Raw genomic sequence first — 26,386 nt, forward strand, 5'->3', positions numbered from 1 at the left:
CAGCGGGCCAATGTGCTGCTGGAAAATAATCTTGAAGGAGAGCGATTCAATGATTTCTTCTTTTGAAGGCATTAACCTGTATACTAAAGATACGGCCGCTTTGGCCAAATTTTATGCTGAACTGCTGGGGGTTCCGGTTCCTTTTGAGGGATTTGGCAATTATGACGGCGCAAAGATCGGTTTTGACCGGGGTCTGCCAGGGCTGATTATCTGGGATGAGAATAAATGGGGCAAGCACACCACTGGAGTTGTTAATCTGGTGTTCTCCTGCAGTAGTCTGGACGAGACCTATGAGCAGCTGAAAGCCCGGGGTCTGGATTGTCAGCCGCCGGCCACCATGGAGTATGGGGGAAAAGAAATGAACTTCCGTGATCCGGACGGCAACGGGATTACCTTGCTGGAAGGCGCTTATTGAGCATGACGTACCAATTGTGAAAAATATACGATCGAAACGTTGAACGCGGGCTCTATCCGGTAAGGGAACCGGAGGGCCCGTTTTTTTGCGTGTTTAATATTGACAATGAGAATCATTATCAAATAGAATGAAGTAAGTAATACTTGGTTTAAATTTTAACTTGTAGTAATCGTATATACATTGTGTTTATTTTGGGAGGAAACCATACATGGCTAAGGTGCTTGTAGCATATGCCAGTTTGACTGGCAACACGGAAGAAATGGCTGAACTGATTGTGGAGGGGATACGCCAGGCCGGAGGTGAGGCTGTTCTGAAATCGGTCACCGACTGCAATGCGGATGAGATCAAAGCCTATGAGGCTGTATTGCTGGGGGCATATACCTGGGGAGATGGCGAGCTGCCGGATGAATTTCTGGATTTCTATGAGGAGATGGATGACCTGGATTTGACAGCCTGCAAGGCTGCAGCCTTCGGAAGCGGAGATACGGGCTATGAAATTTACTGCGGTGCCGTGAATCAGATTGAGGAGAAGCTGAGGGAGCGCGGAGCAGAGATTATTCAGGAAAGCCTGAAGATTGAATACGGGCCTAACGCAGCGGAAAAAGAAGCCTGCCGCAGCTTTGGCCGCCAATTTATCGAAACCTGCGCGGCGGTATCTTAAGAATGGGCGGCGCGGCGGGAAGCAGGACAGCAGGGAAACGCGATGCATGTGCCTTGCAATACAGCCGGTTGAATGATTTTCGTATGGAGCATATTATGCTGGGAGGAGCGGAAATTTCCGGCAGCGGGCCATCCACCGGGCTGCCGCGCTGGAGGCAGCAGGTACAGTATGCGGTGGGACACACGCTTAATGATTTCTACAGTCTTGCACCCGAAGTGCGCAGGGAAACGCCGATTCAGTTCCTGCTGGAGCGGCGCTGGCCGCCCAAAGGGGATGCTTTTCCATCGTTGCTGCACTATTGGGACGTTAAGACGGCCGTCGCCGATGAACTGATGCGGATCGTCAGTGTGAATCATCTGCAGGAAGTCCCGGTGCTGCTCTATGAGCAGTGGCATGTACCAGTACCGGTGCTTGGTATCGAGCTGGCGATAATTTTTCAGCTGGCCTGGAATTCGGCTGTTCCGGGACGTTGCCTCAGCATCCAGAAATTCATGGTGAACGGAAATGAAGAAGTGATCACCGGATTTTTGCATATGGCCAATGTGTTCTGCCATCAGGCTTATGGAATGCCGGCCGAGAAGGTGGAGGTCTATTCTCTCCTGGACAGCCGCCGGCATATATTTGATGGTGCGGGAATCCCGCTCCAGGAATCCATGGATTATGTGCGTTTGTTGTCCGTGTTCCTGGGGCGGGAGGAATCTGCTGCGAAGCTGCTGAAATACGGAGAACGCAGAAGCGAACAGGAAGAGCTGGTTCACCGGGGGTATGGGCTGATGTGAGCGGAAGTCTGCCTACGGTATAGCCTGCGCTTGCAAGCAGACGGCCATAAGGAACGGTGAGTTCATGAGCCTGATGCCTGTCATTACCCAGAAGGAGCTGGCTCAGCCGCAATCGAAAGAATATAGAAGCCTGACCCGGTAGGATGGGGTCAGGCTTTTCACGTTGTTTAGGGCATCATGAATTTGGAGGTTACAGGATGACTTTGCGTGAACCCCATGAAGAAAAGTCTTGGTAGCTGTTCGAATCCAGCCCGTATTTCTCTACCATGCCATCCCAGAGTTGTTCCTTACCTGAAAGTAACAATGAATCCTTCGATGATTGTGCGGATACCAAAGCTCATACGTAAAAGCACCCTTCCTTAAGGCACTGTGCCAAAAGAAAAGGTGCTGTTCAGATTGCCATATGCTTTAGCCGATATAGCGGAAATAATCCTGTTTGTTCAAAATAACGAAGCCGCAGCTTTCATACAGCTTCAGCGCATTAGGATTGTCGAGAGCCACTTCCAGATTCACGCCGTTATAATTGTGCCGTTCCCGTTCAATCGTCTGCAAAAGCGCGCTCCGGCCTATGCCCAGTCCCCGCAGCTTCTTGTCCACCGTAAACCCGTAGATCCAGGTTTCGTTGTTTTCAGTCCACAGCCGCATCTTGCCGGCGGGCTGTCCATTCATTTCAATCACGATCTGCTCCTGCTGATGGTCATTCATCTGCTGCGCATAGACCTCGGCGGCGTCCTCCCGCGACATATCGAACCCTCCGCAGTCCAGCTCGACCAGAATATCAGCATCTTCCTGGCGCGCAGGCCGTAGGACTATGGTTCCAGCGGCTGAACTGGCTTCCACTGAACCTTTCGGTACAGATGCCCCATCCCACTTCATCTGATATTCCGCATGGTTGAATGCCAGGGGCAGGGTCTTCAGATAACCGGTTGCCGAGGCCGAACTTGCCGGAGCATTGAGCAGCAGCGTTTTAATATTATTACGTTTGATGATGCTCTGTGCCCGTTCCCATAGCGAGGTGAAAATGCCTCTGCGCCGGAATCCCGGCCGTACCATTCCACATATTTCCATTTCGCTGGAGAATCCGTACAACCCTATAAAACCAATCAGTTCTTCTTCCTCATAAGTTACCAGCCATTCGGCTCCGCCGGATTCTGGAGACATACGCAGCATGTCCCAATTCAGCTTCAGGCTAATCCCTTCATATTGCTCGCAGCGCTGCTGCAATTGCTCTATATCCTTTAATGTATCAGCTGTAGTCAAACGCATATCCTCCTGAAAATTTAATCCCGCAATGGTCTCAAAAACCGGGTTCAGCTGCTGAGAACATCCCCGTATTCCGCATGTTTCTTGAATTGATGTGCAGCATAAGGGCACTGGGGTACAATCTTAACCTGTTCGGCGCGGGCTTTATCCACAACCGCACGCACTAGCTTCTCACCGGCACCTTGGCCTCGCAGATCTTCGGAGACAAAGGTGTGGTCAATAACCCAATTCCCTGTGGCCTCTTCCGTTCTGTATGTAATCTCGGCAAGGTCCTTACCGTCACCTGCAATATAAAAACGTCCTTCTCCCTGTTCAATCTGTCCCATATTCTTCACTCCAATCAGGTTATTGTGACTATATTTTACTACCGTGATCTGGAAAAAGCGAGAACGTGGACATGCGAATATTTGCAATTAGGATACTCCTATACAAGGTTACGAGTGAGATAATCTATAATAACTTGCGCATGCTCTGTAAAATACCATAAGATTACACTAACGCTGTGATGAAGAGAAGTTGCATCAGGGGGAATGGACATGGAGTATGAGGTGGAGGTTCAGTTTGAACCGGTTTTTGAACTGGTATGCAGTATACATACGTTTATATGCAAGAAATCCAATAAAAAGATGGATCTGGGGGCCTCATGGTCCGCTGATGTGGCAGGCAGGCTTAGCCCGGAGCTGCTGTCCGCTCTGGACGAGACAGACCTTGGTATGGACTGGAAGCTGCTGAATCTGCTGATTCACCAATGTCCGGTGAAGGAGAGCGTAGATCAAGTGCTGGAATGGCTGGAGCATTTGCCTGTAGGAGACATGTACGAGACACTTGCAGAATACGTCAGCGTGTTCCCGGTGCAGATGGATCAATTCCGCAGCCGGATGCATTTTCTGCTGTCCGAGTGGAACAGGCAATATTTCAGGGACTGTAGTCCGGAGATCAGCGGCAGACTGCGTCAGCACGCTAACGAACGAAGACTGGAGCTGGACAAGAGTGCTGTGTCTGATTTTGTGAACAGGACAACGAACGGATTTTACTTTCTTCCGGTGGACGGACTGCGCAAGCTGGTGCTGATTCCGCAGTTTCATTTTCAGCCTGCCAATATTATTTACAGCTTCGGTCCGCTGACGATTTGCCATTATTCGGCAAGAGTCTCGGTAACAGACGAAGAGATTTCACCTTTTATGTACAGAACTTTGCGCAGTCTGGGAGAAAAAAGCCGTCTTAAGATTCTACAGTCGCTGGGCGGCGGACGCAGAACCTTTACCGAAATCGCCAAGCAGGCCGGTATCTCCAAGGGGATTGTGCATGACCATATCTTCAGCCTGCGCTGTGCGGGCCTGCTGAATGCCTACATCGAGGGGGAGAGCGTTACCGCCTACAGTCTGCGTCTGGAAGGAATCCACCGGATGAATGAGCAGCTGTTCGAATATTTAAAATAAGCTTACACCCGTTTGAGCGGTAAATACATCAAGTCAAAGTGTTCCCTTAGGGGAGAGAATGCTTTGGCTTTTTGTTTTGCAGGTTTTCGTATAAATTCTGTTTGTGAAGAAAAAATCTTGAGTTCTCTCTTTACAGAACCACAATAAATTCCTATAATGTGAACTATCGGTCTTAAACATACTTAGTGGGTAGGAATTGTGAGTATTAAAATTCAGTGAGAAAAGAGATGATTTTTTATGAGAAAAAGTACGCTTGTATTGTCCGCGCTGCTGATTACAGGTTCAATGCTGCTTGCGGCCTGCTCGGACAATAACAACAGCAATTCGGCGTCGGGGAATAGTCCGGCCTCTGCAACCGCTGATTCCGGCGGGGCGGCTGGAACGGAGGCGACAGCATCCCCGGCACCGTTACCAGCGGGCGCGCTAAGCGAACCTTTTACGGCAACGGATTTATCCAAGCTTCCGGCTGTGGCCCAGAACCGCACAGATACGATTATTGTTGGCCTTACGGATCCCAGCGGGGCATTTACGCCTTATTTTCAGGAGAGCGGCTATGACGGCAATGTATCCTCTCTGCTGTATGCTTCCCTGGTAACTGTGGATGACAAAGGGGTCCCAACGCCTGAGCTTGCCGAGAACTGGGATGTATCGGATGATCAGCTTACATACACCTTCCACTTAAGAAAAGATTTGAAGTTCAGCGATGGCTCGCCGCTTACAGCAGATGATGTAGCCTTTACCTGGACGATTCAATACGACAAAGCCTATGACGGCGGCTCCTCATTGCCTTCTCTGAATGTAAAGGGCGGCAAAGCCTACAAAGAGGGCACGGCCAAAGCAGTCGAAGGCATCAAGGTCATTGATCCGCAGACGATCTCAGTGACACTGGAGAAGCCTAATGCGACGGCGCTGGTGACACTCGGCTCTAACGTGCTGTCCAAGGCTTATTATGGCAAGGACTATAAGTTCGGCCAACTGGACTATATCAAGAAGCTGCATGAGTACCCGCTCGGCGACGGACCTTACAAGCTGGAGAAATTCCTGCCTGGGCAGGAAGTGCGCCTTACCGCCAATGAGAATTATTTCAAAGGCAAACCAAAGACGGAGCATTTTATCTACAAAACATCGGAAGGCGATGTCTGGCAGTTCCTGGAGACCGGAGAGGTTGATTATGCTTCTTTCAGTGCCTCTGAGGAGAATATTGAGAAGCTGAAAGCACTTGGCTTTGTGAACATCATTCCGTATACACCAAGCACTTATGGCTACATGCAGGTCAACCTCAAGCATGAGCAGCTTAAGGATAAAGAAGTCAGACAGGCGATTATGTACGGGCTTGATCGTCAGAGCATTTTTGTGGATGCCCAGCAGGGGGCAGGCGCCATTGCCAATATTCCGGCTTCGCCAATCTCCTGGGCCTATACCGAGGAAGGCATTAATCCTTACAAATATGATCCGGAAAAAGCCAAACAGCTGCTGGATGCAGCCGGCTGGACCGTAGGTGCAAATGGAATCCGCGAAAAAGACGGCAAGCCGCTGTCCATCCATTATCTCGGCTCCAAGAGCAAGAACACCGATATTTTCATTGCTGTAGCCAAGGAGAACTTTGAAGCGCTTGGCATTGAATTCCAGCCGGAGGTCTTTGCAGACTTTAACTCACTGGTGTTCAAGGTGGAAGGCGGAGACTATGATCTGGTATCCTTCTCGACCAGTATGCTGACCGATCCGGCGGACGGGTTCATGCAATTCTTTGATGGGGAAATCACTGACTATGACAATCCGAAATTCCTAGAGCTATACAACAAAGCGCTTGCTACAACAGATATTGAACAGCGCAAGGCCGTATACAAGGAGCTGTACCAGCTTTTCAATGATGAGCTCCCGATTCTGTTCACCAGCTACAAAAAAACAGTCTATGCCTACAACGGCCGTATTCAGAACGTAACGGTCAGCCCGTTCATCGGGCTTGCCGGAAGCCTGCCGGAGTGGACGCTGAAATAATTACACATTCGTCCCCTGCTTCAGCTGTCATGGGCAGGGGACGATCCATAAGGAGCGGGTCATGAGTACCTATCTGACGAAAAGACTGCTGTACATGCTCGTTATTCTGTTTGCGGCCTCACTGCTGATCTTCTGTCTCTATGCCTCGACTCCGGGGGATTTTATTACTGGGAATATCAAGCTGACAGCGGAACGCAAGGCAGAACTGCGGGAAATCTACGGCCTCAACAAGCCGATGCTTGAACGCTACGGCATCTGGATGAACAATGCTTTTCACGGGGATTTCGGGTATTCGCTTGCCCAGCAGAAGCCGGTGCTTCAGTTGTTCAATGATTATATCTGGAATTCTTTTTTGCTGGCCGCCGTGTCCACCTTCTTAACCTGGGTGATTGCGGTCATTGTAGGGGTGGTCTCGGCCTATAAGCAGTATTCCTGGTTCGATACACTGGTGATGGTGGCTATCTTTGCCGCAATGTCGCTGCCGTCCTTTTTTATCGGCTTATTTCTGATCAAGATTCTGGCTGTGGATCTGAAATGGCTACCGCCGGGCGGGATGATTACAACGGGCAGCAATGCCACAGGAATGGCGTATCTGAAGGAAGTGGTGCGGCATATGGCACTTCCGGTTGTGGTGATGACCTTGCTCGGCTTGGGCTCGCTAACCCGTTATTTCCGCAGCAATATGATTGATGTGCTGAAGCAGGATTATATCCGTACAGCACGGGCCAAAGGGCTGAAGGAGCGGAAGGTGCTGTTCACCCATGCCCTGCGCAATGCCCTGCTGCCGGCGATTACATTAGTCGGCTTCGAGCTCCCGGCACTGTTCGGCGGCTCGCTGATTATCGAGCAAATCTTCAACTGGCCGGGGATCGGACAGCTGTATATGAAGTCCTTCGGTCTCCGCGATTATCCGCTGCTGATGGGCTTTACCATGTTTATTGCCATTCTGACCGTCATCGGAACGCTGCTCTCGGACATTTTGTACCGGGTTGCCGATCCGCGCGTCCGGTTATAGGGAGGAGGATGCCATTTTGGAAGCAAACAGCAGGATGACTGAGCTGCGTGAACCGCGGGTACAGAGGCAGAAGTCCTCACTGTTCAGACAGTCTCTGAAGAGGCTGATGAAGAACAAGCTGGCGGTTGCAGGTTTTGGAGTGGTTGTGTTTATGTTTGTCTTATGTTTCATCGGCCCGTTCTTTTCACCTTATACGGATAACAAAATTAATATGGCGATGATGAACAAGGCGCCCAATCTGCAGCATTTACTGGGAACAGATGCACTTGGAAGGGACATTCTCACACGGGTGATGCAGGCCGGACGGATTTCGCTGACGGTTGGCTTGGCTTCAATGGTGCTGTCCGTGTTCATTGGCGCTCTGCTCGGGGCAATAGCCGGTTATTACCGCGGTATTGCGGATCAGGTGATTATGCGGATCGCCGATCTGTTGATGACGATTCCCAGTCTGCCGCTGCTTTTTATCTTCGGAGCGCTGCTCTCGGAATGGAAGGTTCCGACGGATTACCGGATGTATATCGTCATGCTGATGCTCAGCATTGTGAATTGGCCGGGACTTGCCCGGATGGTGAGGGGGCAAATGCTCAGCCTGAGGGAACGCGAATTTATGCAGGCGGCAGTTGTACTGGGCCTGCGGGACAGCCGGAAGCTGTTCCATCATCTCTTGCCGAATGTAATTCCGCTGCTGATCGTCATGGCTACACTCAACATCGGCGGAGCGATATTAAGCGAATCCGTGCTGAGCTTTTTCGGGATGGGCGTCATGCCGCCAACGCCGACCTGGGGCAACATGATTGATGCCGCGAACAATATGATTGATTTTCAGGATCATCCGTGGCTGTGGATTCCTCCAGGATTGTCCATTTTTGCTACAGTGATTGCCATTAATATATTTGGTGACGGCCTCAGAGACGTGCTTGATCCCAAACAGAAGAGGTAGGTGGCCAGCAGCTGATGAAGCATTTAATGAATATAGAAGGTCTCAGTACCGTTTTCTATACAGAAGAAGGGAAAGTAGCTGCCGTTGATCATGTAAGCTTTCAGGTCCGAGAAGGAGAAACGGTATGCATTGTTGGTGAATCCGGCTGTGGCAAAAGTGTAACCGCCATGTCGATAATGGGTCTTGTGGAAGCACCAGGCGGGAAGGTGGCTGGAGGGAAGATCCATTTTGCGGGCGAAGATTTGCTGCAGATGGACCCGAATACACTGCGGGCGATCCGGGGCAATGAGATTGCTATGATCTTTCAGGAGCCAATGTCATCGCTGAATCCCGTGATGAAGATCGGGGAGCAGATCATGGAGCCGCTCATGGTGCATCTGAGGCTGAACAAGAAGCAAGCACGTCTCCGGGCCATAGAGCTGATCACGCAAGTTGGCATTGCGCGCCCGGATCAAATCGCTGACAGCTATCCCCATGAGTTAAGCGGAGGCATGCTTCAGCGGATTATGATTGCCATTGCCATCTCCTGTAACCCGAAGCTGCTGATTGCCGATGAGCCGACCACAGCGCTCGATGTAACCATCCAGGCGCAGATTCTCGATATGCTGCGGGAATTTAAAGCAAGCAGACGGATGTCTATTCTGCTCATCACCCACGATCTCGGTGTTGTAGCCGAAATGGCCGATTATGTAATCGTGATGTATTCCGGCAAAGTCGTTGAAGAGGGCGGAGTCGTGGAGCTGTTCAACAATCCCAAACATCCCTATACAAAAGGGCTGTTGAAATCCAAGCCGGTGGTGGGCCAGCGTCTGGAGGAGCTGTATTCGATTCCGGGCCAGGTGCCGAATCCGCTGGAGCTTGAGCCCTCCTGTTATTTCCATGACCGCTGCGAGCATTGTCTGCCCGTCTGCCGCAGCCGCCAGCCGCAGCTTAAGGAGCTGGACGGCGGACAGAAAGCAGCCTGCTGGCTGTATGAGGAGGCGGAAGTCCATGTCTGAGGCATTACTTGAAGTTAATCATCTGAAAAAATATTTCCCGGTTACAGAGGGGCTGCTGAACCGCACGGTCGGACAGGTGAAGGCCGTGGATGACATCAGTCTTACCCTTCTACCTGGTGAGACCTTCGGACTGGTCGGTGAATCAGGCAGCGGCAAAAGTACGGTAGGACGGACAATTCTGCGTCTGACCGAGAAGACAGCGGGTGAAGTGAAGTTCAAAGGGCAGGATATCCACAGCCTCTCCTCTGCAGAGCTTCGCCTGCTCCGGCCACAAATGCAGCTGATCTTCCAGGACCCTTACAGCGCGCTTAATCCGCGTGTACGGGTGGGCGATGCGATCGGTGAAGCCCTGCTGGATCATGGATTATGCTCCAGGCATGAGGTGCGGGAGCTGGTGCTGGAATCACTTGATGCCTGCGGCTTATCCGCTTACCACATCGACCGCTTCCCGCATGAATTCTCCGGAGGGCAGCGGCAGCGGATCGGCATCGCCCGGGCACTCATTCTGAACCCGGATCTGATCATTGCCGACGAGCCGGTTTCGGCGCTGGATGTGTCGATACAGGCCCAGATTATCAATCTGTTCAGCAAGCTGCAGAGAAGCAAGGGAATGGCCTACTTGTTCATATCCCATGATCTGAGTGTGGTCGAGCATTTATGCTCCCGGATCGGTGTGATGTACCTCGGTTCCATGGTGGAGACCGCTTCCCGGGACGAGCTGTTCCACAGCCCGCTGCATCCCTATACTAAGGCGTTGCTGTCTGCAGTACCTGTGCCGATTCCTAGACTGAAACGGGAACGGATTGTGCTGAAGGGTGATATTCCCAGCCCGGCGAATCCGCCATCCGGCTGCAAATTTCATACCCGCTGCCCGTTTGCCGCGGAGATCTGTAAGGCGCAGATCCCCGTTTTCCGTGATGCCGGAGGCGGACATTTTGTGGCTTGTCATTTGGTTTAGTTACTTTAAATTTGGATTAAAATTGAAATTCACCCTATTTTGACTTGCTTTGTACGCAGTGCTATACTGGTTCCAATGTAGGCAAATATGGGTAATAAGGGACTGATTAGACCTACATGTCTAATCGGTCTTTGTTTTTTTGTTGGAGGAACTATCCAATGCAGCTAAGCTGACAAAACTAAGATTATGCTTCCTAAGCCAGTTTTGTTCCAAGCTGAACTGTGGGTAGGTCGCTCAAAAAACTTTTAGGAGGAATTATCATGAATACCACAGTACGTTTGACAAAAAGATCAGGCTCGACCTCTTCACAGCGGAGCAAAGGCTTTGTACCGGTTGTCGTCTACGGTGCAGGTTCAGATAGCCAGTCCTTTACAGCAGATGCGAAGACATTGAACGAAATTCTGGGCAAAAACCCACATGCTATCCTTACGGTGGAATTGCCGGACTCCGGCTCGAAAAATGTGATGATCCAGGAAGTGCAGCGCCAGCCATTGTCCCGCAAGCTGATCCATGTGGATCTCCACCAGATTGACATGAAGGCTGAACTCCACACCAAGGTTCCTTTCCACTTCAGCGGAGAGCCTGCCGGCGTGAAGAACGGCGGTATTCAGCAGGTAGAGCTGTATGAACTAGATATCCGCACCTTGCCGGACAAGCTGACCGCGACATTTGAAGTGGATATCACCGGCCTCGACATTGGTGACCAATTGCTGGTCTCGGATCTGCCGAAGCATGAGGGCTGGGAAGTGCTGACCCCTGAGGACACGCTGATTATCCGTATTGCGCCTCCAGTAGCACTGGAAGAATCTGCAGATACAGAAACGGGCGTGCCGGCAGCTGCTGAAGCTTCCGGGGAAGCGAAGACTGAGGAATAAGCCTAATCAAGATCACATGGGCGTACAAATATGCGTAGCTAACAGGAGCAGACATATCCTTTCCAAGGAGCTGTCTGCTCCTTTTTGTTGGCATGTACAGGCCATAGAATCGTCTGGAAGAATGAGCGGAAATCCTCCTGAGGGCGGAGGTCCGCTTTATTGTTGTGGAATACAATCGGAAGTACAGATGGGGATTTGAGGCATTCGATTAATCATTAGAGGGGGGTCAGGTTATGGATCAGGCAACGGCGGCAGATTTAGTGATTGCCGGGATAGGCGGAGCAGCTGGAGGAACATACCATCATGTTAATCTGGAGGGAGTGAGCCGGATCGGCGGTCCGGTGTGTGCCCGAACTTTCAAGGGGAACGGCCTCATGAGGCTGGGAGGAAGCCTTACCGTAGATGAAATGGAGACGAACGGTGATCTCAAAATAGGCGGAGGCCTACAGATTGGAACGATGAGACATGACGGGCTCCTGAAAATGGATGGCGGCCTGCGGGGAGAAAACTGTACGCTGAACGGGGTAATCGGTATCAAAGGAGACTGTGAGCTGGGGAATTTCACGGTTGAGGGTTCAGTTACCATTAGCGGCTTCCTTAGCGCAGTGCATGTGGAGCTTGCGCTGCAAGGGCAGACCCGAGTGAAGAAGATAGGGGTAGAGAGCCTGGTGGTCCGCAAGGCGGGCTCGGGGGTCTGGAGTAAGCTTGCGGGTGGCGTTATACCAAAGCTCAGGGCAGAGCTTCAGACGAGTGTAATAGATGGTGATTTTATTGATTTGGAGTATACGACAGCGGATGTGGTAAGAGGGGCTATAGTTATTATCGGAGAAGGCTGCAGCATCGGCCGGGTGGAATACCGTGAAGGATTAACTATACACCCTGGAGCCACAGTAGGGATGGAGGTGAAGACCGGTGAATGAAACAGAAGAGCGGACGAATCTGAAAGTTCTGGGGAATTCAACCTCAGCGGGTGGAGACTTCCTGGATGTGAAGGTTACAGGGGAATGCACATTTAATGGTGATGTGGATTGCCGGAAATTCACGCTGATGGGCGAAACTGAGGTCAATGGCAGCCTGGTTATGGAGAGTATGAAGCTAACTGGTGAATGTGCCGTGAAGGGTAGCATTGAGGGTGAATCCATGCGTGGACAAGGGGATATCAAGGCTGCAAGTATTCATGTGGAAGGCATTAAATTCACTGGAAATCTTAGCGTCTCAGGCGATTGCGATGCAGAGGACATGCACATTAGCGGTGCATTCCAGGTAGATGGACTGCTGAGCGCAGAGACACTGGAGATATCGCTGTTCGGTCCTAGCAGGGCAGCCGAAGTCGGAGGCGGAAGCATCAAGATCAAACGCAGTCTTGGCGGGAAGCTGATTCGTCCGGGACATCCGGGAAGTCTGCGGTTTACCGCTGGCCTGATTGAAGGGGATCACGTGGAACTGCAGGGGACGACAGCGGGAACGGTCAGAGGCGGAAGTGTCATCATTGGTACCGGCTGTGAAATTGAGACAGTGGAATACCGTGATTTTCTGGACATTCATAGGAATGCTACAGTAAGGAACCAAGTGAAGCTGTAAAGAATCAATTAGAATCAATTAGAATCAAGGGATAAGGAGTGGAACCTGTGAGCTCAGCCTCAAAAACACCCAATCTGGGCATTGTCATTGCCGGTTTGCTGTTAGGTATACTTATGGCTTCTATGGACAGCACGATTGTCGCCACGGCGATGGGCAACATTGTCGGCGAGCTGGGCGGGATGGACAAATTTGTCTGGGTCACCTCGGCGTACCTGGTTGCCGAAATGGCAGGAATGCCCATCTTCGGCAAGCTGTCGGATATGTACGGCCGCAAAAAGTTTTTTATCTTTGGAATTATTGTATTTATGGCCGGCTCGGCCTTGTGTGGTACTGCTGAGACCATTACCCAACTGGCTGCTTACCGGGCCATTCAGGGAATAGGTGGCGGCGCGCTGGTGCCGATTGCCTTTGCCATTATGTTCGATGCGGTCCCGCTGGAGGCACGCGGTAAGCTTGGCGGCGCTTTTGGAGCGGTGTTCGGTCTTTCCAGCATCTTCGGTCCCTTGCTTGGGGCTTATATTACGGATCATATTGCCTGGCAGTGGGTCTTCTACATCAACTTGCCGCTGGGATTAGTTGCTTTGGTTATGGTCGTGGGCTTTTACCGGGAATCGGTGGAGCATTCGAAGCAGCCCATTGACTGGCTGGGTGCAGGAACACTGCTTGGTGCAGTGATCAGCTTAATGTTCGCTCTGGAGCTGGGCGGCAAAGAATACGCCTGGAGCTCCGGGCTGATTCTGGGCTTGTTCGCAGCGTTTGCCGTCCTGACGGTGCTGTTTCTATTCGCAGAGACGAAGGCAAAGGAGCCTATTATTTCTTTTGCCCTGTTTCGGCAAAGACTGTATGCAACCAGTATTCTGTGCGCCTTATTCAGCGGTGCGGCCTTTATCGCCGCCTCAGTCTATATCCCCATCTTCATCCAAGGTGTGCTTGGCGGATCGGCTACGAATTCGGGGCTGGTGCTGCTGCCGATGATGGTCGCCTCGGTCATCACAGCCTCAACTGGCGGTTTCCTGATGGCTAAAACCAGCTACCGCAGCCTGATGGTGCCGACACTGGCCCTGCTTGTACTGGGTACGGGACTTGTAGCAACGCTTGCACCGGATGCCTCGCGCCTCCTCCTGACGCTGTATATGATCCTCATTGGACTCGGTGTCGGGGCATCCTTCTCGGTGCTCGGAACAGCAGCGATCCATGGCCTGACGCCGCAGCAGCGCGGTTCGGCCAGCGCAACCATGAACTTTATCCGTTCACTCGGCATGACCATTGGAATCACGACCTTCGGGATCATTCAGAGCCATTATCTCAGCTCAAAGCTGTTAACTGAGATAGGGTGGTGGAGCGGAGGAGATCCCTCAGGCGGCCCACTCAATTTTAAGGACCCGCATGCGCTGCTGTCCCCTGAGACCCGGGCTCAGATTCAACCGGAAATTCTGGACAAAATTACTAAGAGTCTGTCTTTCTCCATAACTACTACTTTTGCCTGGGCTGTCATACCGGCCCTGCTGGCGCTGCTGGCGGCATGCTTCATGGGCCGCCAGAGAATGGATGCTTCAGCGGAAGGGCAGGTGCCTTCCGGGCACTAAGACTGCCTGCGAAGCTAACATTCGGTGAATGTTCTTATAACAGGCTGCTACTCCTCCCGTGAAACCAGAAAACGCAGGACAGTCTTCAGCTTCTCCGGCTGCGTTCTGCGGGCATCCGAGATATATATTTCCCGGTGGGTCTTGGAGATCCGCCGAAGTCCTTGCTGCGCGCAATATTGCTCCATCTTTCTGAAGCTCGCCGGCTCATCATCGAAGGGTCCCAAATGCAGCATTTGTACACAAAGACCGTCTTCGTAGCTCCCGAAGGTGGCTCTATCCAGTAACGGCTGCGGCTTCGTGCGCTTAACCTTCTCCACAATTTCGCCGGCAAGGGCGGGTGTGACAAAGTCCGGCTGCCGGATCATTATTGTGTAGACCAGCTCGTCCTTGTCGAGTCCTGCCTTCAAGCGTCCTTGTTCACTGAGATCCCATACCCCTTCCAGGGGGAAGATGCTATATTCATGGTAGCCTTCGGGTGCCGGACCTTTTTTGGGCAGCATCTTGATGGTATAAGATAGGGAATACAGCACTCCAACCGCCTCAGCGAACGCTGCACTGTTCGGGTTGCCTTCACCTGACAGCATGAAGTATGGGTAGGCGGGCACCGTTATCAGCGTAGGTTCTGATGGGGGCAGATAGAATTCTTTTTCTTGCTTTTTCCACTCGTATTTCATGGATATCCCTCCGTAGTTTATAGCGGCTGGCCGCTATGATTCATGATTGCCTCCAGAATACCATGCTAAACTTGACAGATGTCTGTCATATTCATTGAAAGTGGATAATTAAACTCTGCGAAGGTAGAATGGAAAAGGAAGTGTCACATTCTGGAGTGAATGAGGAGGATATCCATTGAACATACAGGCTGAACTGGTGCTGAATGCCCAAGCGGAGCTTGGCGAGGGTGCCCATTGGGACCCTGAGGCAGGAACGCTGTTATGGGTAAATATTGAGGGGAAGCAGCTGCGGATTGTTAATTCCCGGACGCTGAATGAGAAGATCTATAGCTTCACGCAAATGATCAGTGCGGCTGTTCCATCCGTTGGCGGCGGCTGGGTAGTGGCCCTGCAGGACGGGATTTACAAATTTCAAGAAGACGGGTCTCTGAAATTATTGGCCGAGGTGGAGACAGAGCTTCCCGGGAACCGGCTAAACGATGCGAAGTGCGACAGCAAGGGCAGGTTGTGGTTCGGCTCCATGAGTATGGAGGACAAACGGGATGCGGGAAGCTTATATGTGATGGAGCCGGAAGGCGAAGTGCGTAAGGTGCTGTCTGGTATCGGCATTTCCAATGGCATGGCCTGGGACGATAGCCGCGGTCTGATGTATTACATTGATACCTTGACCCGGAGAGTCGATGTAATGGATTATGATCTGCAGAACGGCACTGTAACCGGACGCAGAACTGTGGTGGAGTTCCCGGAAGGCGCAGGCGGACCGGATGGAATGACCATTGACAGCGAGGGAATGATCTGGGTTGCCCATTGGAACGGCAGCTGTGTCTCACGCTGGAATCCGCACACCGGGGAGCAGATCGGGAAGATTGAAGTGCCTGCACCGTTCGTGACCTCGTGTGTTTTCGGAGGTGAACATCTGGACGAGCTCTATATTACCACTGCCCGGGTTGGCATGAGTGCTGAGGAACTGCAACGCTGGCCCTTAGCCGGCGGATTGTTCAAGGCGGACACGGGTGTGAAGGGAGTTAAGGGCAACCGTTTTGCAGGCTGAGGTGCACAGCGGGAAGCTGTCCGTCCGGCTTTCCTGCTGCTTAAGCATGAAACCGGGGATACATAGGTGTAAGATGAACTGAGCTTGGAACGATATTCTGAATTTAGGGGAGGGACGGATATGCAGCTTTTGAATTTTTGGGAATCAGGAACGCTGCGTCTCGGTGTGAAGCAGGCAGAAGGCATCCTGGATGTGGCGGAGGCACTGCATGCGGTGCCAGAGCGGACTGCGGAAGCTGTTCCGGCAACGCTGAGAGAATTGCTGGACGGAGGAGAAGCAGCGCTCGGCCGTTTGCGCGAATTCGTGCGTAACCTGCCTGTCCAGGGCGAAGGAGCCCAGGTTTTTTATAAAGAGGAAGACTCGCTTGAATTCGCGCCTTGTGTGACAGATCCCGGCAAAATCATTTGTATCGGATTGAACTACCGCAGACATGCCGAAGAGACCGGAATGCCGCTACCAGAATATCCGATTCTTTTCAGTAAATTTACGAATAGTCTGGCCGGACACGGCATGGAAGTTCCTCTTCCGGACACCACACAGAAGGTAGATTATGAAGCAGAGCTGGGCATTGTGATCGGTCGGACAGTCAAGAACGTAAGCGAGGAAGAGGCGCTTGATGCGGTGTTTGGTTATTTTGCTGCAAATGATCTCTCCGCACGTGATCTGCAGACGCGCACCAGCCAGTGGCTTGCAGGTAAATCGTGCGACCGGTTTGCTCCAGCCGGGCCTTATGTGGTAACGAAAGACGAGGTGGGGGATCCCGGTTTACTGCACATCAGAAGTTTGGTGAACGGGGAAGTCCGGCAGGACTCCAATACTTCGGATATGATCTTCAATTGCCAACAGATCATCAGCTATATCTCCGGGTGCATGACGCTTTCGCCGGGGGACATCATTCTTACGGGAACCCCGGAGGGTGTTGTGATGGGATATCCGCCGGAGCAGCAGATTTACCTGCAGCCGGGGGACGAGGTTACGGTGGAGATTGAGAAGCTAGGGAGCCTTACGAACCGCATGATAGCTGACAAGGCTTAGGTGAGGAGAGGTGATGCAGAGAGATAAGCGCTGCACCCTCGCGTTCGCATGGATATAGGATGTAAATAAGAAGGAGCTGTTCATCTGCAGAGCTTGCAGATGGGCGGCTCCTTTTTTGTGTGTAACGCGAAATTCGTCCATTGACCTGTGAAAATGGTCCGAAACTGTAGTACCGCTCTCGCAGAAGGCCTATCGGCCCTCTCTCCCGGCAAAGATTCGTTATGTAATAAGATGAAAGCGCAAACAAAAATCCGGGTAGAGGAGATTCGATATGGGGGTACCTTCAGGCGAGCTGCTCCGCGGTGTGGATCCGGTCCGGCCATCCCGCAGGAAGCTGCAGAATAAATACAAACTGTTTCTTATGGCGCTTCCTTTTCTTGTAGTGACCTTTGTTTTCTATTATCTGCCGGTTAGCGGGTGGATCTACGCTTTTTATGATTTCATCCCCGGCATTCCGCTGTCGGACACGCCGTATGTTGGGCTGAAGTGGTTCAGGACCATTGTTGCCAATCCTACGCAGACAGCAGAGGTACTTCGCGTACTGAAGAACACGGTAGCCATGAGTTCACTCGGGCTGGTGACCTCCGTCTTTCCTGTTATTTTCGCTATTCTCCTTACGGAGATACGGGCAGGCTGGTACCGCAAGTTCGTGCAGACGCTGACGACGATTCCGAATTTTATCAGCTGGATTCTGGTCTATGCCCTGGCCTTTTCACTGTTCTCTGTCGACAACGGAGTGGTGAATCACATTCTGATACAGCTCGGCTTCGTGAATGAGGAATTCAATTTCCTGGCCTCCAGCTCGCATATTTGGGTGACGATGATTGCCTGGTATTGGTGGAAGTCCCTGGGTTGGGGAGCCATTCTCTATCTGGCGGCCATTGCCGGCATCGATCAGGAGCTGTATGAAGCGGCAGAAGTAGACGGGGCCAGCCGGTTCCGCAAAATCTGGCATATCACCGTTCCAGGCCTCATTCCGACTTTCTTCGTACTGCTGCTGCTCTCCATCGGGAATTTTGTCAACAACGGCATGGAGCAATATTTTGCCTTCCAGAACGCCATGAACAAGGATGCGATAGAGGTGCTGGATTTGTACGTGTACAATATCGCGTTTGCCAACAATTTTCCGTTCGCCACGGCGGTCAGCATGCTGAAGTCGGTCGTCAGTGTTATTCTGCTGTTTGCGGCCAACACGCTGTCCAAGGTTGTGCGCGATGAATCGATTATTTAAGGAAGGTGATTCCAGTTGCGTAAAAAGATAAAACCCGGCGATGTCCTGTTCCAGGGAATCATCTATGTGCTCTTTGGATTGTTCACCCTGAGCTGCATCTATCCCTTCTATTACCTGTTCATTAACACCATCAGCTCCAATGATCTCAGCGCGGCAGGTTACATCAAGTTCTATCCGCAGCAGATCCATTTCGACAACTATTCCAAGGTGCTGCGGATCAGCGGGCTCAGCCATGCGGCGCTGGTCTCGGTCTACCGGACTGTAGTGGGTACCTTGCTCACGGTGGGCGCCTCGGCCTTTCTCGGGTATCTGTTCACGAAGAAGGAGATGTGGGGCCGTCAGGTCTGGTACCGCAGCGTCGTTGTCACTATGTATTTCAGCGCAGGGCTGATTCCCTGGTACATTACGATGCACAACCTGCATTTGACCAACAACTATCTGGCTTATATTTTGCCGACGATCATTACTCCGTTCAACATCATTCTTGTCAAAACCTTCGTCGAGGCGATTCCGCCCTCGCTGGAGGAGTCGGCAGCCATGGACGGCGCAGGGTATCTGCGGTCCTTCTGGAGTATTATCGTCCCGCTGACCACACCGATTCTGGCTACCATTACGATCTTCTCGGCGGTAAACCAGTGGAACTCCTTCATTGATACGGCATTCCTGATGACGGACACCAAATATTTCACATTGCAGTTCCTGCTCTGGAGGTACCTGAATGAGTCCAGCTCGCTGGCCGCACTCATCCGAAGTTCCCCGGATATGGCCGCCAGCGTACAGAACATGCAGACGCCAACCTCTGTGCGGATGACGGTGACGATGATCGTTGTGCTGCCCATTCTGATTGTATATCCGTTTTTCCAGCGTTTTTTTGTCAAAGGCATCATGATCGGGGCCGTTAAGGGCTGACCGGTCACTAAAAGCAGGTACGGCTGGAGTTCGGCTCTGCCGGCAGGCGGAGCTTTAACTTAGGAGCACTTTTCACATTTTACCAATTCATTAGGGGGTATGACGCAATGAGATTAAAAAAGCTGCCGCTTCTTCTGCTGAGCATGGTTATGGTGCTGGTCCTGGCATCCTGCGGCGGAGGGAACGGAAATTCGGGCAAGACGAATACAGTGGAGGCCACTGACAAGCCTACGGCTGAAGCAACCAATGCTGCAGCGGAAACGACAGCGCCTAGTGACGGGGCACCCGACCATTCCAAGCCGCTGAAGCTGACGGTATTCTCGACCACAGCCAACTATGCAGGTCCGCAGACCGGCTGGTTCGCCAAATTGATCAAAGACAAGTTCAATATTGAGCTGGAAATCGTAGCCTCCAATCTGACTGGCGGTGACACCAAAATCTCGGCAATGATGGCTTCCGGTGATCTCGGCGATATTATCATCTTCGGGGATGACAAGAACCACTATCCGAATGCCATTAAGGGCAACCTGCTGCTGGATTGGACCAAGGACGGGCTGCTCGACAAGTACGCCCCGGATATTGCGAAGCAATTTCCCAAAGCCATTGAGAAAGCAAAGGTTGCTTTTGGCGGCGGCAACGCGGTCTACGGGATGGGAAACAGTGTGGCGACGAACCCGTCTGGACCTTCCGAGGGCAAGGATATGACCTGGGGACCGGACCTGCGCTGGGATCTGTATCAGCAAATCGGAGCTCCGGAAATCAGCAAGATCGAGGACTATCTGCCGGTGCTGAAGAAGATGCAGGAGCTGGAACCCAAGAATGAGCTGGGTAAAAAAACCTATGCGTTCTCGCTCTGGTCCGACTGGGACGGCAACTATAAAATGACACTGGCGAAACAGTTCGCCAATATGATGGGCTATGATGAAATTCCTGACACTGCCCTATATGTCAAAGCGGATGAAGAGAAATATTATGATTTCCTCTCCGACGACAGCTGGTATATGAAATCGCTCAAGCTGTATTTTGAGGCCAATCAGATGGGACTGCTTGATCCCGATTCGCTGACACAGAAATTTGATGATGTGGTTGCCAAGTACAAGGATGGCCGTCTGCTCTTCTCCTGGTTCCCGTGGCTGGGTGCTGCCAACTACAATACACCGGAAAGAACGGCGGAAGGCAAGGGCTTCGCTCTTGTACCGTTCAAGGATGAACTGATGTATTCCACAGGCTTCAATGTCTATGGCGGCAACGGAATCATTTCCATCGGCGCGAAGGCCAAGGACCCGGCGCGGATTATGGAATTTATCAACTGGATGTACACACCGGAAGGCGCGATGATCTCGGCAGGCAGCGGAACGGCGGTACCGAACGGACCGAAGGGACTGACCTGGGATATCGACAGCAGCGGCAAGCCGGTCGTTACTGACTTCGGCTGGAAGGCGTATGCGGATCAGCAGAACACCAAGGTTCCGGATGAATATGGCGGCGGGGACTACTACTACGGCTCAAATCAGATGAACTTCTCGTTCGTGGTTCCGGCCATGGTGAATCCGCAGACCAGTGAGCCTTTTGACCATAATTTGTGGAAAACATCCCTGGAACGCAACCCGTCGAAGCTGGACAGTGACTGGAGAGCAAAGATGGGCGTGCTGACGGCGAAGGAATATTTTGAGAAAAATAATCTACTTGCCGTTGCCCCTCAGGGCTTCACCGGGAAAGAACCGTTGACGATGGATAAAACGTTGGAACAGAAGAATAAGCAAATCGGTACGGTGATTCAGCAAATTTCCTGGAAAATGGTCTTTGCCAAGAACCAGGCTGAATTCGACAAACTGAACAAAGAAATGCATGACAAAGTGAACGGATTAGGCTATGCCGATGTGATGGACTTCTCCGTCAAGAAAGCACAGGAGCTGTTTGAGGCCCGTAAAAGTGTAAAATAAGCCATTCTGACAAATAGGAGCAAGGCAGGGCGGTGATAAAGCTGCTCTGCCTTATTCTGTTCGAGTTAGCGTAAATCTGGTATTCTATCAGTATTGGATAAAACGCTTTCATTGGAGGAGAAAAAGGACGTGCGGATGCTCAAAAGGAACGCTGGTAGGCATGCTCCGGCAAGCCATTCCCTGCGGATGACCTTAGTAATCTACCTGCTGGTCGGAACACTGCTGCCGCTGCTCATTGTCGGAATAGTCTCGTATACTTCGATCTATTCCATTCTTTCCGGCAAAATCGGCAGCGGTATCAGCGCAAGTCTGCGGCAGGAAGCGCTCAGCCTGGAGAATGCCATCGATAATTTGGATTTCGCCTCTAAGCAGTTTGCGCTGGACGGTCAAATCGTAGCAGAGATGTCGTCCTTTCTGGAGGAGAAGCAGATCTACCGCAAATCCCAGATCATGAATTCCATCAATGAGAAGATCAATCTCGTGAACTTCACCAATCCCTACATCGGTCTGACAGCCTATATTATGCCAGGCAGCGAGGACCCGGTGCTGTTCACCAATATGAGCACAAGGCGGAATTTTGATATCAGCCGGCTCCCATCCTTTATGCGTTACAACGGGGCTGATTATTACGGGCCCCACGGGACGATGTATGCGGTTGGCGACAATGTTGTTTTTTCGGAGCGGAGAATCGTCCGGGTGAACGGCCAGCATGATCTGTACGTTTATCTGGAGACGAACTACAGTCTGCTGCGCAAAATTTTTAATCCGCAGGCTTACGGGATGCAGGTGAATCATCTGCTCGTCAACCAGGATGGCACGGCTACGAATATCATTGACGGCCAAGTGCCTGCACGGGTTGTGGATGCTGCTGGCACAAGCACAGAGGCTGCCCATGAGGAGCTTGATGGCTATCATCTGTTCCGTTACGAGAGTCCGCAAGGGTGGAAGCTTGTAGCTGTCGTTAAGAAATCAGTATTTAACAGCGAAATTTATACCTGGTTCTACAAAATGATTCTGCTCGCCCTGTTAACGCTGCTGTTTGCCGGAATGCTGGCCTGGCTGATCTGGAGAAGGATCTATGGCCCATTACGTAAGGTGAACCTTGAAATTATCCGTATGGCGGAGAATGTAACGGCTCCGGTAGCCTTCACCAATGTCGAGGAGTTCGACTTTGTGCTGACGAACTTTCAGCAGATGAAGGATCAGGTCAACGAGCTGATTCTGGCTGTAGCCCGCAATGAGAAGCAGAAAAGCCAATTTGAAATCGAGAAGCTGCTGAGCCAGATCAACCCTCATTTTCTTCATAACACACTGAATACAGTGCAATGGCTTGCACGGCTGAACGGCCAGAAGGAGATCGACAAGCTGGTCACGCTGCTGGTGAAGGTGCTCCATTATAACCTTGGCAAACAGAGTATCATTGTCACGATTGGCGAAGAGATAGAAGCTATCCGTAATTATATGGAGCTACAACGCATCCGTTACGATTATGAGTTTGAATTCAATGTGCAGGCAGATGAAGAAGTGCTGGGTGCAGCGGTTCCGCGCTTTCTGCTCCAGCCTCTGGTCGAAAACTCGATCTATCATGGACTCAGCGACAACGGCAGGGTAGATGTCATTATTACGGCCCATGGTCCGGGGGAAGTGCAGCTGTGTGTCAGGGATAACGGAACAGGCATGGATGAGGTCCAGATCGGGGAGCTGCTGGCCGACGGAGATGTTGGGAAGCGCGGGCTTGGGATTGGCTTCTCCTACGTCATGCGTATGCTGAGGACGTATTACGGAGAGCGGATGACCCTGCAGATTCACAGTGCAGTAGGGGAAGGAACCACCATCACCATTATCATTCCCATTAAAGGCAAGGAGGACTTCGATGATTAAAGCTGTTGTAGTCGATGACGAGCGCCTGGTGCGCAAAGGCTTCATCTCGCTGATTGACTGGTCGTCCTTCGGGGTGGTGATCGTCGGCGAAGCCGGTGACGGCAACGCCGCCTTGTCACTGCTCCTGGAGCAGGAGGCAGACCTTTTATTTGTCGATCTGACCATGCCCGGTATGTCCGGCTTTGAGCTGATTCGGCAAGTGCGCCAGCGCTTTCCGGCTATTCGCTGTGTGGTGCTGACCTGCCATCATGAATTTGATTATGTGCAGGAGGCACTGCGCCTCGGAGCCGTTGATTACATTGTCAAAACCCTGCTGGAAGTGGAAAATGCCGATGAGACCATCCGCCGGCTGGTTGAGCGCGTGAAATGGGAAGACAGCACGCGGGAACTGCTGGCACGTGGAGAGGGCCGGGTGGTGGCCGCTGACCTGGCGCTAATCTATCTTCCACGGCTGCAGGGTGGTAATGAAGAAGAACTGTTTCGGCTTGCAGTAACGAAGAATAATCCGCTGATCGCTATTCAGGACATGTGGATGACCCCGTTGCTCAGCCGTTTTACAGTGGATGAAGCCTGTCTGGAGTTCACAAGGGTACTAGGCGGACGATGGCGGGCGGCGCTGGTTAACGGGCTGAGAGACCGGCAGATTCAGGAAGTTGAGGATGTGCTGGGCAAGACGCTGCGGCAAGCGCTTTTTTATTACAGCGGGGCGGAGGAGCCTGCCCGACTGAACTTTGGTGAGCTGAAGCGAATGGCCGGTGGGCGGCATCCCGCAGGAGAAGAGATTTTGGCAGAAGGGCTGAATCTTAGATGGACGCTGGACCGTGAAGCTTGGGAAGTGTTCACCTCCAGGGTGCAGCAGCGGCAGCCGGGGCATGATCAGATTACGGCATTCAGCCAATCGCTGCTCCAGGACTGGAGCCAACTGATCCTGAAGGCAGACGAATCAGACCAACTGGAAACCTCGGTTAACGGGAACTTGAACTGGTATCAATGGAAAAACTGGCTCCGGCAGTTCTCCGGGTGTGTCCAGCGGCGGATGCTTGAGCTCGGACTGAGCAAAGAGGTCATGTTCTGTCTGATTCGTGCAGTCCGCTTCATGAGAGCCCATGCAGGAGATAAAATCAACCAAGGGGATGTAGCCACCGAGATCAATATGAGCAGAGGCTACTTCAGCCAGTGTTTTGCCCGTTTTGCCGGGGAGACTTTTGGAGAGAGCCTGCGAAGCATGCGTCTGGAATTGGCCAAAACTCTTCTGCTGGAGACCCATTATCCGGTATGTGAAATCGCAGGCAAATCTGGATTTGAGGATGACCGCTACTTCAGCAGGCTATTCCGTGAACATGTCGGCAAGCTGCCAAGCGAATATCGTGCGGAGGCGATGGAGAGGTGAGGAGATTGGTGAAATATGTTCTTGCTGCCGTGGCTCTGCTCTCCCTGACGGCTTGCCGGGGAGGCGGTATGCCGGTTGCCGGCTCAGCAAGCGCTGCAAATCCGGCAAATCATGCAGATGCGGCTGCTTACGGGAGATATGAGAATCCGGTAATGATGCGGATTGGCTTCAAAGTACCCGATTCCCGGCTCAATACGGGAGACAGCAATGACAATAATCCGATTTCACGTTATTTGGAGAATCTGACGAATATCAAGATCATTCATTCCTGGGAAGCGAAGGGTGAAGAAACTTTTACGCAAAAAGCACAGCTGGCGATCGACAGCAACGATCTCCCGGATGCGATGGTGGTCGACAGGGACCAGCTCAAAACGCTGATGGACAGCGATATGATTGCGGATCTGACCGAAATTTACAAGGAGTATGCTTCCGAGCTGATCAAGGATATGTATGATTCCACCCAAGGCGAAGCGCTTGGGGATGCATCCCGGAACGGCAGGCTGTACGGTCTGCCCAACGTGGCGATTAATGCGGATTCGCCGTCCCTGCTGTGGGTCCGTCAGGATTGGCTGGACAAGGTGGAGCTGCCGGCTCCGCGTACCTTTTCGGATATTGAAGCCATTGCCAAGGCATTTATCGAGAAAGACCCGGACGGAAACGGCAAGCGGGACACCGTAGGGTTAAGTGCCTATAACAATATCGTGTACGGCACAAAACCCCATGTTAACGGCTTAGATACCCTATTCAGCGCATTTCATGCTTTTCCCACCAATTGGATCAAGGATAGCAAGGGTCATATTGTTTATGGTTCGATTACGCCGGAGACCAAGGAGGCACTGGGCAAGCTGGCCGACTGGTACAAGCGGGGACTCATTGATCCTGACTTTGCCTTGTATAAGGAGACGCAGGAACCGATCATTTCCGGCAAAGCGGGGATGTTCTTCGGCCCGTGGTGGATGCCTTATTATCCGCTATCGGAGGCAGTCGCTGCGGATACCAAGGCGGAGTGGCGGGCCTATGCCGCCCCGCTGGATGCATCCGGCAAATTTGTGACCCATATGGCCCCGGTCACCGACCGCTATCTGGTGGTCCGCAAGGGTTATGAGCATCCCGAAGCCGTAGTGAAGCTGCTGAATGCCTTCACCCGGCTGGAGCGAAGAAGAGATCCGAATGAGGATGCGGTTCGAAGTCTGGATGATTTCTCGGCGCAGACCGGCATTCAGCCCCGGGCGTATTACCCGTTCGATCTGCTGATTGATTATGCAGACGCTATCGAGAAGCATTATGCGGATGTGCAGCAGGCGGTTCACGGCAAGATCGATCCGGATTCACTAGACCCAGACACCAGACTGCTCTATGAGCACTGGCTTGCAGAGGAGGAGCAGCCCAAAAAAAATTTGGAGGGCTGGAAAGCGGCAAATGCCTATAAATACGGAGTCGCTGTATTGTCCACGACAGCGATCGAGAGAGTACGCAGTGTCTATTACGGAAGCACACTGCATATGCGGAGTAAGTGGCCTGAACTGCAGAAGCTGGAGAGCGAAACCTTCCTGAATATCATCGTGGGTGATTCGCCCCTCAGTGATTTTGACCTCTTTGTAGCCAAGTGGAAACGTATGGGCGGAGAGGCCATAACCCAAGAGGTTACGCAGCTTGCGGGCAGCACTTCCACGAGCCGGTAGCGACATTCGGCACCAATCCGTTAATTGACGTTGGAGGGACTGAACACTGAAGTATGGTATCCCGTAGCAGAAGCACAGGCCG

Annotated in this window: 24 protein-coding genes; 21 read left to right on the top strand and 3 right to left on the bottom strand. The window is 52.0% G+C overall.

What is annotated here, in order from left to right; translation table 11 throughout:
* The first annotated feature begins 49 nt into the window (after positions 1–49).
* The 3 genes from ACTJKB_RS10465 to ACTJKB_RS10475 all read left to right on the top strand — a co-directional run bounded on the left by ACTJKB_RS10465 (position 50) and on the right by ACTJKB_RS10475 (position 1,855).
* Entirely contained in the window at positions 50–415 is a 366-nt protein-coding gene (locus ACTJKB_RS10465) for a VOC family protein (RefSeq protein WP_074101356.1), read from the top strand.
* 208 nt (positions 416–623) lie between these two features.
* On the top strand, positions 624–1,076 hold the full coding sequence (locus tag ACTJKB_RS10470) for a flavodoxin (RefSeq protein WP_440833746.1): 453 nt from the start codon (positions 624–626) through the stop codon (positions 1,074–1,076).
* Between the two features lie 68 nt (positions 1,077–1,144).
* The gene (locus ACTJKB_RS10475; RefSeq protein WP_440833747.1) at positions 1,145–1,855 is read left to right on the top strand and encodes a hypothetical protein; all 711 of its coding nucleotides are present in this window, start codon (positions 1,145–1,147) and stop codon (positions 1,853–1,855) included.
* 408 nt (positions 1,856–2,263) lie between these two features.
* Here ACTJKB_RS10475 and ACTJKB_RS10480 read toward each other — a convergent pair whose 3' ends face one another.
* Both ACTJKB_RS10480 and ACTJKB_RS10485 read right to left on the bottom strand, forming a co-directional pair.
* Positions 2,264–3,115, bottom strand: coding sequence for a GNAT family N-acetyltransferase (locus tag ACTJKB_RS10480; RefSeq protein ID WP_440833749.1), 852 nt, complete (start codon positions 3,113–3,115; stop codon positions 2,264–2,266).
* A gap of 50 nt (positions 3,116–3,165) precedes the next feature.
* A complete protein-coding gene (locus tag ACTJKB_RS10485) occupies positions 3,166–3,444 on the bottom strand; it encodes a GNAT family N-acetyltransferase (protein ID WP_074101364.1) in 279 nt (92 codons plus the stop codon).
* A gap of 210 nt (positions 3,445–3,654) precedes the next feature.
* Between ACTJKB_RS10485 and ACTJKB_RS10490 the strand changes: the two genes are divergently transcribed.
* From ACTJKB_RS10490 to ACTJKB_RS10535, 10 genes are all read left to right on the top strand, one after another.
* A complete protein-coding gene (locus tag ACTJKB_RS10490; protein ID WP_440833751.1) occupies positions 3,655–4,557 on the top strand; it encodes an ArsR/SmtB family transcription factor in 903 nt (300 codons plus the stop codon).
* A 237-nt stretch (positions 4,558–4,794) separates the two neighbouring features.
* Positions 4,795–6,555, top strand: a complete 1,761-nt coding sequence (locus ACTJKB_RS10495; protein WP_440833752.1) for an ABC transporter substrate-binding protein — start codon at positions 4,795–4,797, stop codon at positions 6,553–6,555.
* Between the two features lie 61 nt (positions 6,556–6,616).
* The gene (locus tag ACTJKB_RS10500) at positions 6,617–7,570 is read left to right on the top strand and encodes an ABC transporter permease (RefSeq protein WP_440833753.1); all 954 of its coding nucleotides are present in this window, start codon (positions 6,617–6,619) and stop codon (positions 7,568–7,570) included.
* Between the two features lie 34 nt (positions 7,571–7,604).
* Complete coding sequence (gene opp4C / locus ACTJKB_RS10505) at positions 7,605–8,510, top strand: oligopeptide ABC transporter permease (RefSeq protein WP_440833894.1); 906 nt, start codon at positions 7,605–7,607, stop codon at positions 8,508–8,510.
* Between the two features lie 14 nt (positions 8,511–8,524).
* Positions 8,525–9,508, top strand: a complete 984-nt coding sequence (locus ACTJKB_RS10510; protein ID WP_440833755.1) for an ABC transporter ATP-binding protein — start codon at positions 8,525–8,527, stop codon at positions 9,506–9,508.
* The gene (locus tag ACTJKB_RS10515) at positions 9,501–10,466 is read left to right on the top strand and encodes an ABC transporter ATP-binding protein (protein ID WP_440833756.1); all 966 of its coding nucleotides are present in this window, start codon (positions 9,501–9,503) and stop codon (positions 10,464–10,466) included. Before ACTJKB_RS10510 ends, ACTJKB_RS10515 begins: the two co-directional genes overlap by 8 nt.
* A 260-nt stretch (positions 10,467–10,726) precedes the next feature.
* On the top strand, positions 10,727–11,341 hold the full coding sequence (locus tag ACTJKB_RS10520; RefSeq protein ID WP_440833758.1) for a 50S ribosomal protein L25: 615 nt from the start codon (positions 10,727–10,729) through the stop codon (positions 11,339–11,341).
* A 233-nt stretch (positions 11,342–11,574) separates the two neighbouring features.
* On the top strand, positions 11,575–12,261 hold the full coding sequence (locus tag ACTJKB_RS10525) for a hypothetical protein (protein ID WP_440833760.1): 687 nt from the start codon (positions 11,575–11,577) through the stop codon (positions 12,259–12,261).
* Entirely contained in the window at positions 12,254–12,922 is a 669-nt protein-coding gene (locus ACTJKB_RS10530) for a hypothetical protein (protein ID WP_440833762.1), read from the top strand. The genes ACTJKB_RS10525 and ACTJKB_RS10530 overlap by 8 nt, the downstream gene beginning before the upstream one ends.
* Before the next feature lie 47 nt (positions 12,923–12,969).
* Positions 12,970–14,508, top strand: coding sequence for an MDR family MFS transporter (locus tag ACTJKB_RS10535; RefSeq protein WP_440833764.1), 1,539 nt, complete (start codon positions 12,970–12,972; stop codon positions 14,506–14,508).
* Between the two features lie 47 nt (positions 14,509–14,555).
* Here the strand turns inward: ACTJKB_RS10535 and ACTJKB_RS10540 are convergent, their stop codons facing one another.
* Entirely contained in the window at positions 14,556–15,182 is a 627-nt protein-coding gene (locus ACTJKB_RS10540; protein ID WP_440833765.1) for a GyrI-like domain-containing protein, read from the bottom strand.
* A gap of 175 nt (positions 15,183–15,357) precedes the next feature.
* Here ACTJKB_RS10540 and ACTJKB_RS10545 point away from each other — a divergent pair, with 175 nt between their 5' ends.
* The 8 genes from ACTJKB_RS10545 (at position 15,358) to ACTJKB_RS10580 (ending at position 26,304) form a co-directional block, all read left to right on the top strand.
* Positions 15,358–16,233, top strand: a complete 876-nt coding sequence (locus tag ACTJKB_RS10545; protein WP_440833766.1) for an SMP-30/gluconolactonase/LRE family protein — start codon at positions 15,358–15,360, stop codon at positions 16,231–16,233.
* A gap of 120 nt (positions 16,234–16,353) precedes the next feature.
* Positions 16,354–17,268: a fumarylacetoacetate hydrolase family protein gene (locus ACTJKB_RS10550; RefSeq protein ID WP_440833767.1), complete on the top strand. Its 915-nt coding sequence runs from the start codon at positions 16,354–16,356 to the stop codon at positions 17,266–17,268.
* Positions 17,269–17,539: 271 nt separating this feature from the next.
* Positions 17,540–18,499: an ABC transporter permease gene (locus ACTJKB_RS10555; RefSeq protein ID WP_440833769.1), complete on the top strand. Its 960-nt coding sequence runs from the start codon at positions 17,540–17,542 to the stop codon at positions 18,497–18,499.
* A gap of 15 nt (positions 18,500–18,514) precedes the next feature.
* Complete coding sequence (locus ACTJKB_RS10560; RefSeq protein ID WP_440833770.1) at positions 18,515–19,408, top strand: carbohydrate ABC transporter permease; 894 nt, start codon at positions 18,515–18,517, stop codon at positions 19,406–19,408.
* 107 nt (positions 19,409–19,515) lie between these two features.
* Positions 19,516–21,351 (top strand): ABC transporter substrate-binding protein, encoded by a 1,836-nt coding sequence (locus ACTJKB_RS10565; RefSeq protein ID WP_440833772.1) that lies wholly within the window; start codon positions 19,516–19,518, stop codon positions 21,349–21,351.
* A 135-nt stretch (positions 21,352–21,486) separates the two neighbouring features.
* Positions 21,487–23,232, top strand: coding sequence for a sensor histidine kinase (locus tag ACTJKB_RS10570; RefSeq protein ID WP_440833773.1), 1,746 nt, complete (start codon positions 21,487–21,489; stop codon positions 23,230–23,232).
* Entirely contained in the window at positions 23,225–24,622 is a 1,398-nt protein-coding gene (locus tag ACTJKB_RS10575) for a response regulator transcription factor (RefSeq protein WP_440833774.1), read from the top strand. The genes ACTJKB_RS10570 and ACTJKB_RS10575 overlap by 8 nt, the downstream gene beginning before the upstream one ends.
* Positions 24,619–26,304 (top strand): extracellular solute-binding protein, encoded by a 1,686-nt coding sequence (locus ACTJKB_RS10580; RefSeq protein ID WP_440833776.1) that lies wholly within the window; start codon positions 24,619–24,621, stop codon positions 26,302–26,304. The genes ACTJKB_RS10575 and ACTJKB_RS10580 overlap by 4 nt, the downstream gene beginning before the upstream one ends.
* The last annotated feature ends 82 nt before the right edge of the window (positions 26,305–26,386 follow it).

This window comes from Paenibacillus sp. 22594, assembly GCF_052044425.1.
GTDB lineage: Bacteria > Bacillota > Bacilli > Paenibacillales > Paenibacillaceae > Paenibacillus_AQ.